This is a genomic window from Patescibacteria group bacterium (genome assembly GCA_004297735.1).
Taxonomy (GTDB): Bacteria; Patescibacteriota; Saccharimonadia; order UBA4664; family SCTI01; genus SCTI01.
The window spans coordinates 141,187-157,974 of sequence record SCTI01000002.1; the positions used below are offsets into that span (position 1 = coordinate 141,187).

Genomic DNA, 16,788 nt, shown 5'->3' on the forward strand with positions numbered 1-16,788 from the left:
TGTTAAACTGACCGCAAGTGAGAGCACCCCACAACCAAGAGGAGTCGTTATGGCGCGTCCGAAGAATGTACTCAACGAGGTCGAAGATCTAGACAGGATGCTTGAGGAAAACCAGGCTCGTCGAGCTAAGCTGGTCAAGCAGGTCATTGCGGGTGAAGCAACGCTCGGTGATCCTTTGAGCGACTTCGTCACCCGCCGACTTGAGGATTACAACGCCCAGATCATCAACCGCTACTTCTACCTACAAGAGCAGTTGGCGGCGCATCAGGGCGAGCTGGTTTTGATATGTCGCTGCTGGACTGAAGAGGTCACCACGCTACACGGTGGCCCCATCGACGGCAACCAGTCATACACCCACGTTCATACCGATCTAGTGATCGGCATCATCAAGGGCAAGCGACTGCGTATCGTGGAGGATTCGTTAAGGCTTGGGTTGGCGCGATATGTCGCTCGGATGCCAGCGCCCAGATTCAATGATGCTGGATCGGTCAAATGGGAGCTTTTCCAGGGGAGTCTTAACCTCAACCTGGCCTCACACGGCGTAAGAGCTCAGAGTTGGCTGACCAGAAATGAGTGGGATTGGTCTCTTCCGCTTGATGAGAAAATCAACACCGCTGGATTTCGCGGCAACAGCATGTTCCCCCAAATGAGCACCTTCCCAGAGCAACCGCTCAAGCTGAGCATCGCTATCGGTGACGAAGCGGTTGACGCCTGGCTCGAAGAGCACAATGCTCTTATGCGAACCACCGGTCTGCAGCTTGAAACTGCCTTTGGGCTTCTCAAGCGGCCGTTCCCGCCCAATATGGCTGAGGTGCTCGAAAGACGAGCTGAGCGTCAGGGCTACTAAACGACCCCTCAGGGCTTCCCTAACGGAGGCCCTGAAACCGTAATTATTAAATTTTGGCACGAAAAAGCACCCGGCACGGGTGCTTTGATAAATGCAACGTGTCGGGGCGACTAGGATCCGCCCAAAAGTATTACTTAGTTGGCGCCTGTCGCCCCGTTAGTAACCTTATGCTCTGAGTTAAGTTTTGGAGCACAAAGAAACTATTGTACTGATTGTCGTGGTAAGGAAAACTACGACAAAAGGTGCAATCACTACCATCTTTGTGGTATCTGAGATAGCTTCTGACCACGACGACATGATCGCGACCAAAACCTATCTCAGATCCGGCAAAGTGTTACCAACGATGTAACTCTTCTCAAACAGTAGGACCAGTCCGGAATTAGAAAGCAAGGGGGATACTCCTAAGTCCGGGCTGGTCCCACCGTGGATGGTGTGACAAAAAACGAGGTGCAATTGGTTTTCAAGGTTTGTCGGTCCAATAGTTCCGACTTGATCCAAGTCTAGCATAAGCACAATAAAAAAGTCAACACTTACTCAAGAAAAATCTGTAGTAACTTTTACAACTTACACTTCTCTATCTGTAAAAATATCTAGGTTTTAGAGCAAGCCGAGGGTCGACTTAACCTGGGAGAGTTTTTCTTCGGCGATCACGGCGGCCCTTTGCCGGCCGGTTTCTAAAATAGCCAATAATTGCTCGGTATCGCTCATTAACTCGTCATGACGCCGCTGGATTGGCTCTATGTGTTCAACCACCGCGTCAGCGAGACCGCTCTTAAAGTCGCCATAGCCCTTGCCGGCGTACTCCTGCTCAATCGCGGACACCTTGCGGCCAGTAATGGCCGAGTAAATTTCGAGCAGGTTGGTGATGGCCGGCTTGCTCTCACCCCCCTTTACCTCGCTGCCAGAGTCGGTCACCGCTCGCTTAATCTTGGTGCGCATCTCCTCAGGCGAGTCGGTTAGCAAAATGTTGCCCGACTGATCATCGTCGCTCTTACTCATCTTGCGGCTTGGATCCTGTAGGTTCATGATGCGCGCGCCAGCCACCGGCTTGGTAGCTTTTGGTAGCACAAAGGTTTCGCCGTACAGGTTGTTAAAACGCTGAGCGATATCGCGGGCCAGCTCAACGTGCTGAGTCTGGTCGTCACCAACCGGCACCTCGTTGGCGTCATACAACAGAATATCGGCGGCCATCAGCGCTGGATAGGTAAACATACCGACGAGCTGACCTTCGGCTCCACCCTTCTTGGACTTATCCTTAAATTGGGTCTGCCGATTCAGCTCACCCATGGTTACGTAGTTGTTAAAAATCCAGGCAAGCTCACTGTGGGCTGGGATCTGCGACTGGACGTACAGCGTTACCTTGGCTGGATCCAAGCCAGCGGCAATAAACCAGGCCGCGTTCGACAGCGTGTTGGTACGCAACTCGGTTGGGTCAGGGCGGCCAACCAAGCTATGCAGGGTGGGGATGAAAAAGAAGTACTCGGTGTCCTGTGGCGAGCCAGCGTCAGCTGGCTGCAGCGCCACCCACGGCTTGAGGGCGCCAAGATAATTACCAAGTGTCAGATCGCTATTTGCACGGATGCCAGAAAGAATGCGCTTCATAAGCCAATATTAGTCGTTTGTGTCGGGCTTGTCGACCAGAACCGGTTCAATTGCCGGCGTGGTCTCGGCGATCTTAACCACATCTTTATCAACCTTAGCCAGCTCTTTGTAGGCGGTGTTGTAGTGATTCACGGTGGTGCCAAGCGAGCCACCAAGCTTTTGCATGTAGGTCTCATGCGCTATGAGGTGCTTTCCAAGCTGCCCAACGTGCTTTTGGATATCCTTTGCCTTTTCTTCGATCTCTAAGCTTCTGAGGCCCTGTAGAACGGTCTGGAGGTAGGCCATGAACGAGGTTGGCGACACAATGATCACCCGCTTGTCGCGGAAGGCATACTCAATCAAGTCGCGCGCGTTGGTCTGCAGCGTACCAACTTTGTTAATCAGCAGATCATAATATACCGCCTCACTCGGGATGAACATGAAGGCAAAGTCCATGGTGTCTTCGTCCGGACGGATATACTTACTGGTTTCATCAATGCGCAGTTTCAGATCGCTCTTGATCGCCTTGATCAGCGCATCCTGGCGCGCCTTATCCTTCTCCTCAACCAAGCGGTTGTAGTTTTCCAGGCTGAACTTGGAGTCGACCGGCAGTAGCTTGCCGCGATCCAACTTAATCACCGCGTCAACAGTCTCACCGTCCTTAAAGCGGTGTTGCAGGGTGAACCGCTCCGGCGACAGCACGTTTTCAAGCACACTCTGCAAAAAGTACTCGCCCAGCACACCGCGCTGCTTGGGGTTCTGGAGGGTGTTTTGAAGCAGCTTGAGCTCGTCGGTGATGTTGAGTACTTGCTTATTACTCTCCTTGAGTTGAGTCAGGTCACGCGTCACCTCGCCAATCAGCTTACTGCTGGCCGCGAACTGCTGACGCACCGCCGACTGCATGGCGTCGTTCGACTTATCCAGACGCTCGTCCATGCGATCAGTCAGCTTGGCCAGCTGCTCCTGCAGGAGTATGAAGCTTTGATCCGGCTTCTGCTCCTCTGCCTTGGGCTTGCGCTGAGTCACCACAAATGCGGCCGATCCAATCACCGCCACCGCTACTATTACCGCTGCTACTATCAGTTCCATGTCATTAAGTGTACGGTATTCGTTCGGTTATGTCACGATTTTTGAACTGGAATTTTTACCATTGCCAGCGCAATCCGGCGGGTGGATAATGCAGGTATTCCCGACCAAAGGAGCACCTTTTGAGTGAACCGATCTGCACCAACTGCGGCGCCTACGACCCGAACATCTTCAACGCCCCTTGCCCTAACTGCGGACAGGAGCCAGAAGACCAGCGGGCCGAGGTTCTGATTCAGCCCCCTCCTACATCAGAGCCCACCCCAGCCGCAAAGTCTCCGCCCAAACCCAAACCCGCCAATTCGCGGCGGCGAAATCCCGGCTGGATCGCAAATGGCTCTCGTAGGGCAGCCTCAGCTCGAGGCCCGACCCGAGGTGAACGAGGCAGCGACCCGTCCACCCAGTAACACCCCATTGCATCTTGCATTGGGGTGTTCAGCTCTTATCTAGCCATCAATAACTCAATGCGGTATCATTCATCTGTTGTCGGGGTGTGGCGCAGTTGGCTAGCGCGCAGCATTCGGGTTGCTGAGGTCGGAGGTTCAAGTCCTCTCACCCCGACCAGCACTTATAATTCTGTCAAAACTGATTGACTTTTAATGCTTCTTATGGTAACATTCGGGAATATTCAGCGGTGTTGTTTATCTGTTGAATAAGCAAAGCGGCCCCGGCCGCACAACCACAACTGGAGGTAGCCGCCATCATGGCACGCTTCAAGATCGCCGTCCGACTTCTGGATGGCGAGCAGCAGCTCCCGGATCCCCTCGGTGGGAACGAGCTCACGCGTCGCGTGAGGCCGAACAGCTCAGCCGACCTCACCGAGATGGAGAAGATGGGCCTCACCGGGATCAGCGAGGCTGAGGCTCGGAAGCTGTTCTTCTCGCAGGTGACCACGACAACCGGCATCGGCTGGATCGAACGGCTCCCCGGGATCCAGCTACTCGGCTCGCGTCAGCTGACGCCGGCATAGCAGTACAACCTCCCACCCACTTTGGGGCCCGTGTTCACGGAAAGAACGCGGGCCCCCTTCACGTTTATATACCTGAAGCCTATCTGGCTTAATAATTCTTTAATATCAGCTTGATACTATCCAAAAGTCTGGTGAGTTCGTAGCAGGGGGCTACGGCTGGTGCCGCGGGCTGGCCCGCGATCTAGCCCTGTCGGGTTCGATTCCCGATAGCTCCACCAGACATCAAAAAAACAGCAGCGAAAGCTGCTGTTTTTGGTACCAATCCCCCACGTTGCATGAGCAACCCGAGGTCCGCGAACCATTGGTATGATAATACTAGCCTATCCTAACCCCTTTTTCAACCAACAAACCAGAAGGGCTTGGGAATGCCGCGCCGAATCCGGCGGCGGGGTTTTGGTGGCGCAAAATTGCGTCGAACTATCTCTGGCCAGTTGGCTTTTAGCCACTTTTGCTGATCAAGGTAGAGCTGCTCTAAGCCGCGCTCAGCATACTCTTTACGCACCACCCCTCCAGCATGCGGATGCTTGTGTAACTGGTCTAAGGGCGAGTTAAAACCGTGTGAGTAATGAATTAGTTCATGCACCAAGGTCGACTCAACCACAAAGCTGGGTATGGTTGGATCACGAAAAAGACCGTTCATAGTTATGATGGTGACGTTTGGTTCTTTGGGATCGAGTCGGATTGAACCTAGTTGGCGCTTAGCCCGTTTACCAAAAACAATCCTCACAATATTGGCTTGAGGCACTTCGCTAAAATAGCGGTCCCAGGTGTCATCGAGCAGCTGCTGCAGCCATATTTCGTCTCTAACTTCAATATTGTTGTAATTATTACCTATCTGTTGAGTCACGAATTATCGGCCTCTTCAGCTTCGCCAACGCCGTAGTAACGGATTGCGGCGCATTCATGAACATTGGATGGGTTGGGGGCGAACTGCCGCTGGCGAATAGCGGCGGAAAGCTTAATAAGCTTATCGCGATGGTTGTTTAGTATGGTACTGGACAGCTCGGCCACGCCTTCGGTCTGGGTCATTACGTAATCTAGCGCTACCGAGCTAGGGGCCTCCCCCGTCATTTGCTGGTAGGCCACCGCGTAAGTGCGCAGCTGGAAGTTATTTTTAGCCGACTTAGCCAGCTTTTCGGCGTCATTTTTGCGGCCGGTCTTAAAGTCGCGCAACTGAACGCCTGCTGAGGTCTTGAAATAAGCATCGATCCGCCCCTTAAGCCGAAGCTTGGCTTCCGGTATCTCCAGCTTGATTGGTAGCTCTGAGCCGAGGATTACTCGATCGCTCTCTTGGCGCTCCCGAGTAAAGAAGTGCTTGATGGCGGCCTGGGCTTGCTGGCGAGCCTGCTCCGACTGAGCCTGGCTACCGTAACCACGGTCGCTCCATAGCTCATCGAGGCGCGCCAACAGGTCGGCTAGCGGCACCTCCTCGCCCTTTAGCTTACCCTGGTACCAAGCTTGAATCACCGTATGAACCGCTGTCCCCAGGGCTAGCTGCGGGCCATAAGGAGCACGAATACCCAACACCTTTTCGAGGTAAAAATCGTATGGGCAAAAGTCGTAACCGCCCAGATCGTTAACACCGAGCTCCAACCAGCCATCGTCGGTCTCAAACGGCAACTTATCCGGGGCTTGATGCTGTAATGGGTAAAAGCGCTGTAATTTTGACATCGCCGTTTTTGCGCTTTTTGATGGGTTTTTCTCGGACTGAGCTATAGCCGGCTTCTGTCCCAATAACTCCTCAATAAAAGGGCTGATCGTCTGCCTGGTACCACTCGCGGTCTGGGTGGCGGAACTCAAAATTAGCTGCTGCTTGGCCCTGGTTACCGCCACGTACATCAGGCGGCGCAGCTCGTGCTCAGGTGGCAGCTCGGTGGCCGGGGTTAAAGCCTCCGGTATTACCCAGCCCCTGCCGCGACTAGGCGACCAGTTGCGTTGAGTGCAGCCAATTAAGTAAACGGTGTCAAACTCCAACCCCTTTGAGGCATGTACGGTTAGCAGCTGCACTCCTCCCTCCTCGCCAAGCGGCTCGGCCACCTCAATCGATGGCGGCTTAGGGAAGGTACCTAAATAGCCCTTAAGGGTAGGATCGGTTGCCACCGTTTCGTAATCCTGCATTTGCTCGAGTAAGCGACCTAAGTCCTCAAATACCCGAACCATTCGGGGTGAATCTTCGGCGCGCTTAATCCAGGTATCAGAAACACCTGTTTTAAAGATTAAGGTGTAAGCCAGTTGGCTAACCGGAACGCTGCGCGCCAACTGCCGCCACTCCTCCAGGTCATCTAACACCTTTTTGGCATCATCTTGATCGCTAGCCACCAGCGCTGCTTCGACCGTGGTCATCTGTTCACGGCTATCGCTTAACAGCTCTCGGTAGCGACCGGCCGTCCAGCCAAAATGATCTCCCATCAAGACATGCCCAATACTGTCATCCTCGGCCTTAAGACCCACCCACTGCAACAGATACCACAACTGGTTAAGTTCTGGCTGCTCAAAGATATTAACCTGGGTCGATAAGGCGAATGGCAGCTGGCGCTGGCGCAAGCTCTTAGCCAACTGCTTTAAGGGGGCGTGCGTTGCCGACAGAACCGCTATACCACCTGGACTCTCGCCGGCGGTGACCCTAGCTTGAATTGCCTCAGTTACACCCGCCAGCTCCTCGCTCGCCGAAGAGTACGGCTTAAACTCTACCTGGCTACCCTCAAACTGCCCCTTAAGCTGTTTTTTAAGATGCAGCTTGGCCTCGAGACGTTCGGGGTTGTTGTGCTGAATTAAGCGATAGGCGCCATCTAGAATTTCCTGCCCAGATCGGTAGTTATCGGTTAAAACTAGTGGCTGCTTGACCTTAAAGTGATCGACAAAGCTTAAAATGTTATCGATCTGAGCGCCGCGGAATCCATAAATTGCTTGATCATCGTCACCGACCGCAAACAGATTACCGGTTGGGCCAATGAAGCTGCGCAGCAACTCATCTTGCAAGGTGTTGGTGTCCTGGTATTCGTCTACCAGTACGTACTTGTACTCCTTCGAGAGACGTGCGGCCAGGTTTGGTCTTTGTTGTAATATATTCAACGGTATTTGCAGCTGATCATTATAGTCAAAGGTGCCGGTCTCTGCTTTGATCTGCTCATACAGTGAATAAAGCTTAGCTAAGTCCTGCTGTTCGGCCACATCCTGAGCGTGCATATCGCCTGGATCTTTGGTTAGTTTTTCAGCATACGCAGCATAATCACTCGGAGAGATGCCAGCGTTTTGGAGCATACCCATGTGCTCAACCAAGCCTTCAAGAAACTCAAAGATGTTGGCATGTGGTCCGTAGTATGACAGCTCAACCCGATCAATATGCTGCTGCAGTAAAAGAGCTTTCTGGGTGGTGTTGATTAAGCCACCCCGGACCGATCGGCCAATGTGATTGGCGTAGCGACCCAGCAGCTCCGAGCCAAAAGCGTGAAAGGTCATCACCGCCACCTGATAGGACCGCCAGCCAATTAAGTCGTAGAGACGTTCGGCCATTTCGCGAGCGGCCTTTTCGGTAAATGTTAGGGCCAGAATCTGGCCCGGACTGGCCTTTCCCTGCTCGATAAGGTAAGCAATCCGTGAAGTGATCACGTGAGTCTTGCCGGTACCAGCACCGGCTACAATCAAAGCTGGCCCCTCGCCATGCTCTACCGCCTGGCGCTGAACCGGGTTAAACGACCCAATATCCATATGAGTATTATACAGGGTCCGACCCAACTAGAGGTCGGACCCGTCAAAAGGTTGGACCTCTACCCCATCTTCTTGATTGGAGTGATGCCCAGTAGCTGGAAATAACGCTCCATAAAGGTGACGTAAACCTGGATTAGGGCCAAGCGTTGGGCGGCTTGCTCGGGGGCTAGATCGATGATCTTTTGGCTCTCATATAGTTCGTGGAACAGCTGAGCCACCTCTACCCCGTAAAAGCTGAGCCGGTGCACCCCGTAGTCGCCGACTATCTCTTGGAGCAGCTGTGGCAATCGAGTTAACTGGCGAATGAGAGCGGTTTCACTTGGGGTAAGATCGGTCATCTGCTCAGGCTTAAGTGGCTGCAGATCCCTCTGGGAAGCTTGCTCTAAGATTGAGTTGGCCCGCGCGTAAGAATACATTAGATAATACATCGGGTTCTTCTGGGACTGCTCCTTCGCCAGATCCAGATCAAGGTCCATCGGCGCATTATAAGAACGCATTAAGAAGAAGAAGCGTAGTACATCTGATGGGACCTGGTCGAGCAGCTCATCGATGGTGACATAGGTACCGGCCCGCTTACTCACCTTGAACTCTTTACCGTCCTTAATAAGCCTTACCAGCTGGAACAGAATAATCTTAAGCTCACCGGTCGCCCCCAACAGCTTGAGACCATGCTGCAGCGAAGGAACTTGAGCGGCGTGATCCGACCCCCACAGGTTAATCAAGGTGTCAAAGCCGCGCTCAAACTTATTCATATGGTAGGCCAGGTCGGCTGCCAAATAGGTGTAACCGCCGTCCGACTTCTGTAAAACTCGGTCGCCACTATCTTCGGCGGCCTCTTTTAGCCAGATCGCGCCATCTTTTTCGATCGCCTGCCCATTTTCAACCAACCCATCGACCAAGGCTTTTACCTTGCCGGTCTTGTGTAGGTTGTACAGCTCCGAAAACCAGTTATCAAAGTTGATCCCCATTCTGGCGACGGTCGCCTTAATTTGATCAACGATACAGCCGATTACCCCTAGCTCATCAATGTGACGATTGGTCAGCTCCTCTATCTGTTGATCGCTCAAGCTGGCCGGATTAGCATGCTGTTGTTGAATTAACACCACCACCTTATCGGCCCACTCCTCAATGTATTCGCCGCGATAGCCGCGAATATGATCGGTGGGCTTATGGGTTAAGCGCTCTAACACCACCGCATAAATGCTGCTGCGCACCAGTTTAATCTGATTACCGGCATCATTAAGGTAATACTCCCGCTCAACCTGGTAGCCGGCACTGGTAAGCACATTAGCCAGCACATCACCATTGTAGCCTCCGCGACCATTGCCAAGCGTCATCGGACCGGTCGGGTTGGCCGAGATAAACTCAACCTGAACCTTGTGGCCCTTGCCGACCTGACTTGAGCCGTAATCTGGAGTGATGGCGGCGGCCTGCTCAATCCAGTAGGCCGGAGTTAAGTTTAGGTTAATGAATCCCCCGGCAGCCTTGGCGCTGGCCACGGCAGGATGCTTAATCTTGAGCGCCAGCTGCTCGGCTATCTGGTTAGGAGCCTGCTTGAGCTGACCGGCTAATTTAAAAGCCACATTGGTGGCCAGCTGACCATGCTCAATATCGGGATAGCTTAGTTCTACCTTTACATCTGATACATCAAAGGCGTCCTTGATGGTCGCCTCGATTGCAGACTGGATTTCGTTGATTGACATAAGGCCATTATACCAATCTGATTCCAGATGTATAATAGGGTTATGAAACAGCTCGCCCAAAATCGACGCGGCCGCTACGATTACAGCATTGATGAGACTCTCACCGCTGGATTGGTTTTGAACGGCCCAGAGGTTAAGAGTGCCAAGCTTGGCCAGATTAGCCTAAAAGGCAGCTTTGTCACCTTAAAAGATGGCGAGGCCTGGCTTCATGGTGCCTATTTTACGCCATACGCGCCGGCTGCGGGCCTTAAACTCGATCCAGAGCGGTCACGCAAGCTATTACTACATAAAAAGCAGCTAGAAGAGCTTAAAACCGGTCGCGAGCAAGGAATTCAACCGGTACCACTGGCCTTAATTGAGCAAAAAGGGCTGGTTAAGCTCGTGGTTGGCCTGGGCCGCGGTAAAAAACGGTACGATAAACGCGAGACCATTAAAAAGCGCGAGCAAGACCGTGAGGCCGGACGCGCTATGCGCCAGCGCACCAAAGCGTCTTAAAACTAGCGGCTGACTTTGGGCGGAGCGTTGGCTGAGCGTTGGCCGGCAACGTCGGGCGTCGTCGGGCCGAGCGCAAACGGTCGCGAACGATGAACGCGCTTTAACGATCGTAGCGGCAACCGCCCGACAATAACTGCGGGCCGTTTTTAGTCATTGTCGCGGGTGCATTTTGGCGGCGACGCGGGCGGCTAGACGGCCTGGCCGGTCATTAAAATTAACAATAAGCATAACTTTTTTCATAAAAATCGAAAAAATGTATTGACAGAGGTTTTACACCTACGTTAATCTGTATTTAGGTACTTGAACAAAATCAGTACTCAAAACCAAAACCCACTCAAACACACGAAAATAACGGCTTTCCCAAGCCGTTATTTTTATGCTTACAAATTGTTATGGATATATTAAATGCGCGCTGGCCCAACCGCCTAGTCGGCGACGTGGAGGTCAGCGGCGTCAAGCGTGACGCTAGCACCGGGCTGAATTTGGCCACTCAAAATGCGCTGAGCAATTGTGTTCTCAACCGCCCGCTGGACCATCCGCCGCATTGGCCGGGCGCCCAGTCGTGGGTCGTAACCGCGGTCGACCAGCCAGTCAATCGCGGCGGCCGTTAGGCTCACCGAAATTTTTTGAGCGGCTAATGTGGCGTTAACGCCGCGCAGCATTAGCTCAACCACCTGCCTCAACTCGGCCTTATTTAATGGGCGGAACAAAACGATCTCATCAAAGCGGTTCAATAGCTCCGGGCGGAACTGGTGCGATTCAATGAGACCGCTAACAATTTCATCCTCAAACTCTACCAGCTCCTGGCCAGCCTCAATCTTCTGTCGGATCACATCGGCGGCGGCATTAGAGGTAGAGATGATAATAGCGTCCTTAAATGAGGCCTCCCTACCCTGTGTGTCGGTTAAACGACCCTCATCCAGCAGCTGTAGCAACAGGTTAAGCACATCTGGGTGCGCCTTTTCTATCTCATCAAACAAGACCACACTAAAAGGTTGGTGGCGAATATCGCCGATCAGGCTACTACCGGTGCGACTACCGGCACCAGGAGCCAGCAGACGGTCGGTATCCTTGGGCTGCTGGTACTCGCTCATATCCACCCGAATAATCTGGTTTTGGCCACCAAAGTAGACGTCGGCCAAGGCACGGGCCAGCTCGGTCTTACCAACTCCGGTTGGACCCAGGAACAAAAAGCTGCCAACCGGGCGGTTTTGATTACGTACACCGGCACGGGCCCGGCGTAGAGCATCGGACACCACCGTCACCGCTCGGCTCTGGTTAACCATGCGCTTATGAATCTCATCCTCCAGGTTGAGTAGCTGCTGCTTCTCGGGAGTCTCAGCCGCGGTTATCTTGGCGCCGGTCATCGTCTCAACCGCCTGCTGAACCGAGGTTTGGGTAATGAAGCCCTGCTGAGTGTAGTGCGAAGCGCTCTCGATTAAACTAATGCCCTTACCAGGGAAGGCCGACTCCGGCAGATAGCGGTCGGCCAAGCTGTAAGCCTCCTTGATGGCCTGGTAGGTTGTAACTAGGTTGGGGGCGGCCTCAATCGAGTTGGCGGCGTCGGCCATCACCTGCAGGCTGTCTTCGGGTGAAGGGGCCGGCACGGTTACTCGCTGGATACTAGCGGCCAGACCAGCGCTCGCAGCCGACAGGTGCTGCCAATCTGATGGCGCCATGGTCATAATGATCTTGAGTGGCGACTGCTGCAGCACCGGCAACAACACTTGCGACAGATCAACCGCACCGGTGCCGCTACCAAAGAACAGCTGGGCTTCATCTAGGAATAAAATGATGTTACGGGCATGCGCTGCCTCGGCCAGCAGTCGCATTACCACCTCCTCGATCTGACCACCGGCCGATAGCAGTAATGAGGCGTTGAGTTTTAAGATGTAGTTGTACTGTAACGACTTGGCTCTGTCCCCCTTTAGAATGCGTTCGGCCAACGAATAAACCAGTGCGGTTTTACCGGCTCCGGCGTCCCCGATCAGTGCCACATTGGCGCGATTGCCAGATAGCAGCTCAACCAACTGATCAACCACCGGCTCGTGAATCTGAGGTAGATGGCGGTAGGCGCCACTTTCAACCTGTTGGCTGAGGTTTTGGGCGTACTGGTTGAGTAGCGGCGTGTAGCCGCTAGCCCAGTCGCGCCCAACGCCACCAAATACCGGCCGGTTTTCAAGAGCCTTTAACTGTAGTTTAAGCCGGTGCTGCCACTGCAACACCGCTATAACATCCTCCTTGCCTAACTTGACGGCTTGAAGTGCCGCATCTAGCCCCGGAGCATTAATTAAGATTGCCGCCACCACTACCGCCCCATCTATCTCGGAGATATTGTACTGTTTGGCGGTTGCAACCACCTGATCCCAAGGATCATACGGATTTTGTTGTAGTATCTGCAACGTTATATCTTTAGGCAAACCAAGTCTCAGCAGAATGAATGATCCTTCCCAGGTAGAAGCAGCTGATGTAAAAGCTACATCGGATGTTGCTGGCCACGGCAGCTGCGACAGTAGTTGCGCTTCAATTAACTGGTCGAGAGTAACCGCTGGGCTATCGAGAGAGCCGGTGGTTGGCAGGTTACGCAACTGCCACCGATTCCATAACTGCGCCATCAAAACCAGCAACGCCAATCCTAGGGCGGTCCAGCCGAGTTGACTGCCCTGTTGCAGTGCGAACAGCCAGGCGGTTACCAATACGATAATTACGCCCCATAACACCGGTGCGCCCCACGAACCAAGTCGACGGCGCAAGCGAGCTTGCTTGATTCGACGACCAGACCGGTTGTAGTTCATCTGGCTCATCCGACAATCCCCCACACAATGCTAGCTAGGGCTAGCAACGGCATTAAGGGCCACAGCACTAGTACCAGCAAGGTGGCTAGTGATACCAGCGAAATAACAATAAAAGCGGTGAACAATACCAGTACTCGAACACTAAATCCCACCATTCGAGAAATCAGGTTATCAAAACCGGCCCGAATGCCCGAGCCAAAGCTACCATCGCGATAACTTATAATCTGGCGCCAAGGAGAAAACAAAGTTTGCAGTAAGATCGGAACCGAAAACACCGCAATCAGCCGGCTCATAAATCGCCGACTCCTAGATAGCAGCTGCCGCCACCCATCTTGATACCACCAAAGACACACCTCTATCGCAAGCATAAGCATATTTTACCACCGCTGTGGTCTATCTGGTAGTGCCGAGAGCTATCGCGTCGACGAGGAGCCGCTACCGGTACTACTGGAGCCAGTACTGCTGCTACCCGAGACGGTCGCGGCGTAGTCGGAGCCTAGAATCACCACCACATCACCCGGCTTAATCGCGCTGGCGGGTAGTCCTAGCGCCTCGGGCGTGGTTGGCTCGACCTTGAGCTGATGCTTGAGGTAGTCAACGGTCTTTGGCTTCTTGCCGCCGCTGTAGTCAATGATCTGCGTGGTGGTGTAGTCCCGCTTAAGAGCGTTAGTGATTGTTTCGAGGCCCAGTGGATATCCCTTGGTTTTAAGCTGATCCTGTAGCTTGCCAGCCAAGCCGGTAGTGGTGGTGCCATTTTCTATCACCACCCGACTGTGTTCAGCCCAGATCGGGCCCATGGTGAAGATGCTTTTTACGAACAACTGGATGTCGTCAAAGTCGCCGCTAGCCGGGACTAGGTCGCTAGAGTTATTGGATGAGATTAAGAAGCCGTCTGGGTCGAGATTGAACACCACATTTGTGATGCGCGACTGGTCCAACCCATCGGTCAACTCACGCAGTCGCATTAAGTTATTTATGCTGAGGTCGGTTTCAATATTCTTACCTGCAGCACCGACCAGCTTGCCTAAAGCTACCGGGTTAGCCAGGGTCCCAGCCGAGGTAGCCTTGTCGCGAATGGCCTGCATCACTTGCTGCTGGCGCTCGGCCCGACCAAAGTCGTTACCGCAGGTACCCTTGCGGCATCGAACATACTTAAGTGCGGTGTTGCCATCAAGCTTCTGGCGTCCGGCGGCCAAACGGAAGCCACAGCTGCGATACTGGTTTTTATCGCAGGGGTATTCGGGATCGTAGAGATTCTGCTTGTTATCGACCTCAACGCCACCAACCGCATCAACTACGTCTTTGAGACCGGTAAAGTTGGCTTTAACGTAATAGTGAATTGGTACGCCAAAGCTGTCTTCGTAGGTCTGCTTGGCTACCTTTAGCCCGCCTTGAGCGTAAGCGTTGTTAATTTTACTTTCACCATAATCAGGTATGTCGACACGTAAATCGCGCGGAATGCCAATCATGGCAACGGTGTGGTTGCGGGTATCTACACTGAGAATAATGTTGGTATCGCTAAGCTTTTCGCCGGCATGACCAGGATCGCCAACACCAAGCATCATGATGTTGACGCGGCCATCGCTCTCCCCCTTTAGCTTGCCAAAACCAAATGGATTAACCGAAACCTTTGATAGGTTGAATACCAAATAGGCCGCTACTGCAGCACCAATTACCACCGCCACTATTGCCAATCGCTTGAGCCATTTAACGTAACGGCGCGGTGGCTTGGGGCGCGGCGAACTTTCTAATTCATCCTGGTAAATAATGATATCGTCGTTCACTGAGAGCTTTCCAATGCCCCACATTGTAGCACTGAGCGGGCCGCCTCTGCCATAGCAAAATGCTTATGGTATGATAAGGAGGTAAAGTGGCGACAGTAATGACGCTTAAACCAAAAATTAAACCCATACATCCTCAAAAATTATCACCTATTATCTGGAGTGGCCTGCCTTTGGTGATGGCGGTGGTGTTTGGTTTGGCTTTAAGCCCTACTAACCCCACCGGTCCAACCGCTCCGATCGCCTCTCAAGCTGGAACGGTCACTCACCCTAGCGACAACTCAGGCGCAACGCCAAAGACGAACGGCGCCCTGACCTCAAGCACTAATGCAAGCGCCTCGGCGCTAAAGGCAGCTGCGCCTCAACCGGCGTCTAACCTGCCGCTAGCCGCTAAACAACCGGCGCCCCAACCCGGCAATAAGGGCTACACCGAGTATCCCTACTCAATGCTTGGAACCACCAACGACACTCTACTGAGCAACCAATGGCACCTTAACACCATTCAGGCCACCTCGGCCTGGGATCGCTGGACCGGCTCAAGTTCGGTCACCATTGCAATTATCGATACCGGTTTCGCCCTTAATCATGAGGACTTATCGGCCAAGTGGAAGCTCAACAGCGCGGAAATGGGCACCACCGCCAGTCAAGGGCCAGCGCCAAACTGCACCAGCCGCGGCTTAAGCTTGGATAAGCGCTGCAACAACGTTGATGACGACGGCAACGGCTACACCGATGACTGGCGCGGCTGGGACTTTGTAGCGGGCGATAACGACCCGCAGGCCGGCTCGACCAACTCGGTTGGCGCCGGAGTTAGCCATGGTAGTTTTGTGGCCGCATTGGCCGCCGCGGCCAGCAACAACGGTCGGGGCGTGGCAGGCGTTGATCGTAGCGCCCAGATTTTGCCGCTCCAGGCGCTTGACGACAATGGCAACGGATACACCAGCACGGTAGCCGAGGCAATTACTTACGCTGCCGATCAGGGGGCCGACGTCATCAACCTCAGCCTGGGCAGTGCCTACAGCGACAGCTACCTGCGCAGTCAGATTGATTACGCTCAAAGCCTGGGTGTGGCAGTGGTAGCGGCCGCTGGCAACGATGGCTGCCAAGAGTGCTTGAGTTACCCCGCGAACTTCCCCGAAGTGATTGCGGTTGGCGCCACCACCTCGAGCGATACCTTGGCCAGTTTTTCGAGCTGGGGTGCCAATCTTGATCTGGTCGCCCCTGGCGGGAGTGGCCTGTGCTCGGTGGCCTGGTCAGCCAGCAACCAAACCAGTGGCTATAGCTGTGGCGGTCAGGGAACCTCTTTCTCCTCTCCGCTAGTGACCGGTACGGTTGGGCTGATTATGGGCAGGCAGCCCGGGATATCGCTTAGCAGCATCCTCACGGCCCTCCAGAATGGCAGCGACAAGGTCGCGGCCATGAACGGAGTCTTAACCTCTACCCGCTACGGCTACGGCCGCCTGAACGTCTACCGCAGCCTGCAGCAGTTGGCGCAGCCGGTCAGCGTGGGAGGCCTGGGCGGCAACAAGGACAGCTCAACCCCAATTTCGCTATCAAGCAACCAGGATGTCGTAACCTTATGTCGCGGCACAGTTGGCAACTGCCGCCTGCGCTTTACCGGCCCACTCGGGCAGGTGGTGCTATCCCCGGCAGCTAACCTCAACTTCTGGGGCGACACCGCCATCCAGTGGCAGCCGGCCGACTTTAGCCTTACCGCTGGGACCTGGACCATGGAGCCGGCCTGGGCCGACGGAACCGCCAGCGGCTATCCTGGGGCGACCCTGGTTATATCACCTTAAACCACTCTCCCTCTACCATCCCACTT

At 53.8% G+C, this 16,788-nt stretch carries 12 protein-coding genes and 1 tRNA gene; 5 read left to right on the plus strand and 8 right to left on the minus strand.

Annotation, left to right across the window (positions count from 1 at the left end; translation table 11 throughout):
- The first annotated feature begins 49 nt into the window (after positions 1 to 49).
- Positions 50 to 847, plus strand: coding sequence for a hypothetical protein (locus EPO04_02325; protein TAK88925.1), 798 nt, complete (start codon positions 50 to 52; stop codon positions 845 to 847).
- A gap of 597 nt (positions 848 to 1,444) precedes the next feature.
- On the opposite strand, the gene trpS is transcribed toward EPO04_02325, so the two are convergent.
- Complete coding sequence (trpS, locus tag EPO04_02330; GenBank protein ID TAK88926.1) at positions 1,445 to 2,449, minus strand: tryptophan--tRNA ligase; 1,005 nt, start codon at positions 2,447 to 2,449, stop codon at positions 1,445 to 1,447.
- 9 nt (positions 2,450 to 2,458) lie between these two features.
- Complete coding sequence (locus EPO04_02335) at positions 2,459 to 3,517, minus strand: DNA recombination protein RmuC (GenBank protein ID TAK88927.1); 1,059 nt, start codon at positions 3,515 to 3,517, stop codon at positions 2,459 to 2,461.
- Between the two features lie 481 nt (positions 3,518 to 3,998).
- Here EPO04_02335 and EPO04_02340 point away from each other — a divergent pair.
- A tRNA-Pro gene (locus tag EPO04_02340) sits at positions 3,999 to 4,075 on the plus strand.
- 139 nt (positions 4,076 to 4,214) lie between these two features.
- Complete coding sequence (locus tag EPO04_02345; protein ID TAK88928.1) at positions 4,215 to 4,481, plus strand: hypothetical protein; 267 nt, start codon at positions 4,215 to 4,217, stop codon at positions 4,479 to 4,481.
- A 337-nt stretch (positions 4,482 to 4,818) separates the two neighbouring features.
- Here EPO04_02345 and EPO04_02350 read toward each other — a convergent pair whose 3' ends face one another.
- From EPO04_02350 to EPO04_02360, 3 genes are read right to left on the minus strand one after another with little or no spacing between them, the layout of a single operon-like run.
- Positions 4,819 to 5,328, minus strand: coding sequence for a hypothetical protein (locus EPO04_02350; GenBank protein TAK88929.1), 510 nt, complete (start codon positions 5,326 to 5,328; stop codon positions 4,819 to 4,821).
- Positions 5,325 to 8,189: an ATP-dependent helicase gene (locus EPO04_02355; protein TAK88930.1), complete on the minus strand. Its 2,865-nt coding sequence runs from the start codon at positions 8,187 to 8,189 to the stop codon at positions 5,325 to 5,327. The genes EPO04_02350 and EPO04_02355 overlap by 4 nt, the downstream gene beginning before the upstream one ends.
- 59 nt (positions 8,190 to 8,248) lie before the next feature.
- Complete coding sequence (locus tag EPO04_02360) at positions 8,249 to 9,892, minus strand: arginine--tRNA ligase (GenBank protein ID TAK88931.1); 1,644 nt, start codon at positions 9,890 to 9,892, stop codon at positions 8,249 to 8,251.
- Positions 9,893 to 9,919: 27 nt separating this feature from the next.
- On the opposite strand from EPO04_02360, the gene smpB reads away from it, so the two are divergent.
- On the plus strand, positions 9,920 to 10,387 hold the full coding sequence (smpB, locus tag EPO04_02365) for an SsrA-binding protein SmpB (protein TAK88932.1): 468 nt from the start codon (positions 9,920 to 9,922) through the stop codon (positions 10,385 to 10,387).
- A 425-nt stretch (positions 10,388 to 10,812) separates the two neighbouring features.
- Here the strand turns inward: smpB and EPO04_02370 are convergent, their stop codons facing one another.
- The 3 genes from EPO04_02370 to EPO04_02380 form a co-directional block, all read right to left on the minus strand.
- Positions 10,813 to 13,191: an ATP-dependent Clp protease ATP-binding subunit gene (locus tag EPO04_02370; protein TAK88933.1), complete on the minus strand. Its 2,379-nt coding sequence runs from the start codon at positions 13,189 to 13,191 to the stop codon at positions 10,813 to 10,815.
- The gene (locus tag EPO04_02375) at positions 13,188 to 13,475 is read right to left on the minus strand and encodes a hypothetical protein (GenBank protein TAK88934.1); all 288 of its coding nucleotides are present in this window, start codon (positions 13,473 to 13,475) and stop codon (positions 13,188 to 13,190) included. The genes EPO04_02370 and EPO04_02375 overlap by 4 nt, the downstream gene beginning before the upstream one ends.
- Positions 13,476 to 13,595: 120 nt before the next feature.
- The gene (locus EPO04_02380) at positions 13,596 to 14,990 is read right to left on the minus strand and encodes a LytR family transcriptional regulator (GenBank protein TAK88935.1); all 1,395 of its coding nucleotides are present in this window, start codon (positions 14,988 to 14,990) and stop codon (positions 13,596 to 13,598) included.
- A gap of 62 nt (positions 14,991 to 15,052) precedes the next feature.
- Between EPO04_02380 and EPO04_02385 the strand changes: the two genes are divergently transcribed.
- A complete protein-coding gene (locus EPO04_02385; GenBank protein TAK88936.1) occupies positions 15,053 to 16,762 on the plus strand; it encodes a hypothetical protein in 1,710 nt (569 codons plus the stop codon).
- The last annotated feature ends 26 nt before the right edge of the window (positions 16,763 to 16,788 follow it).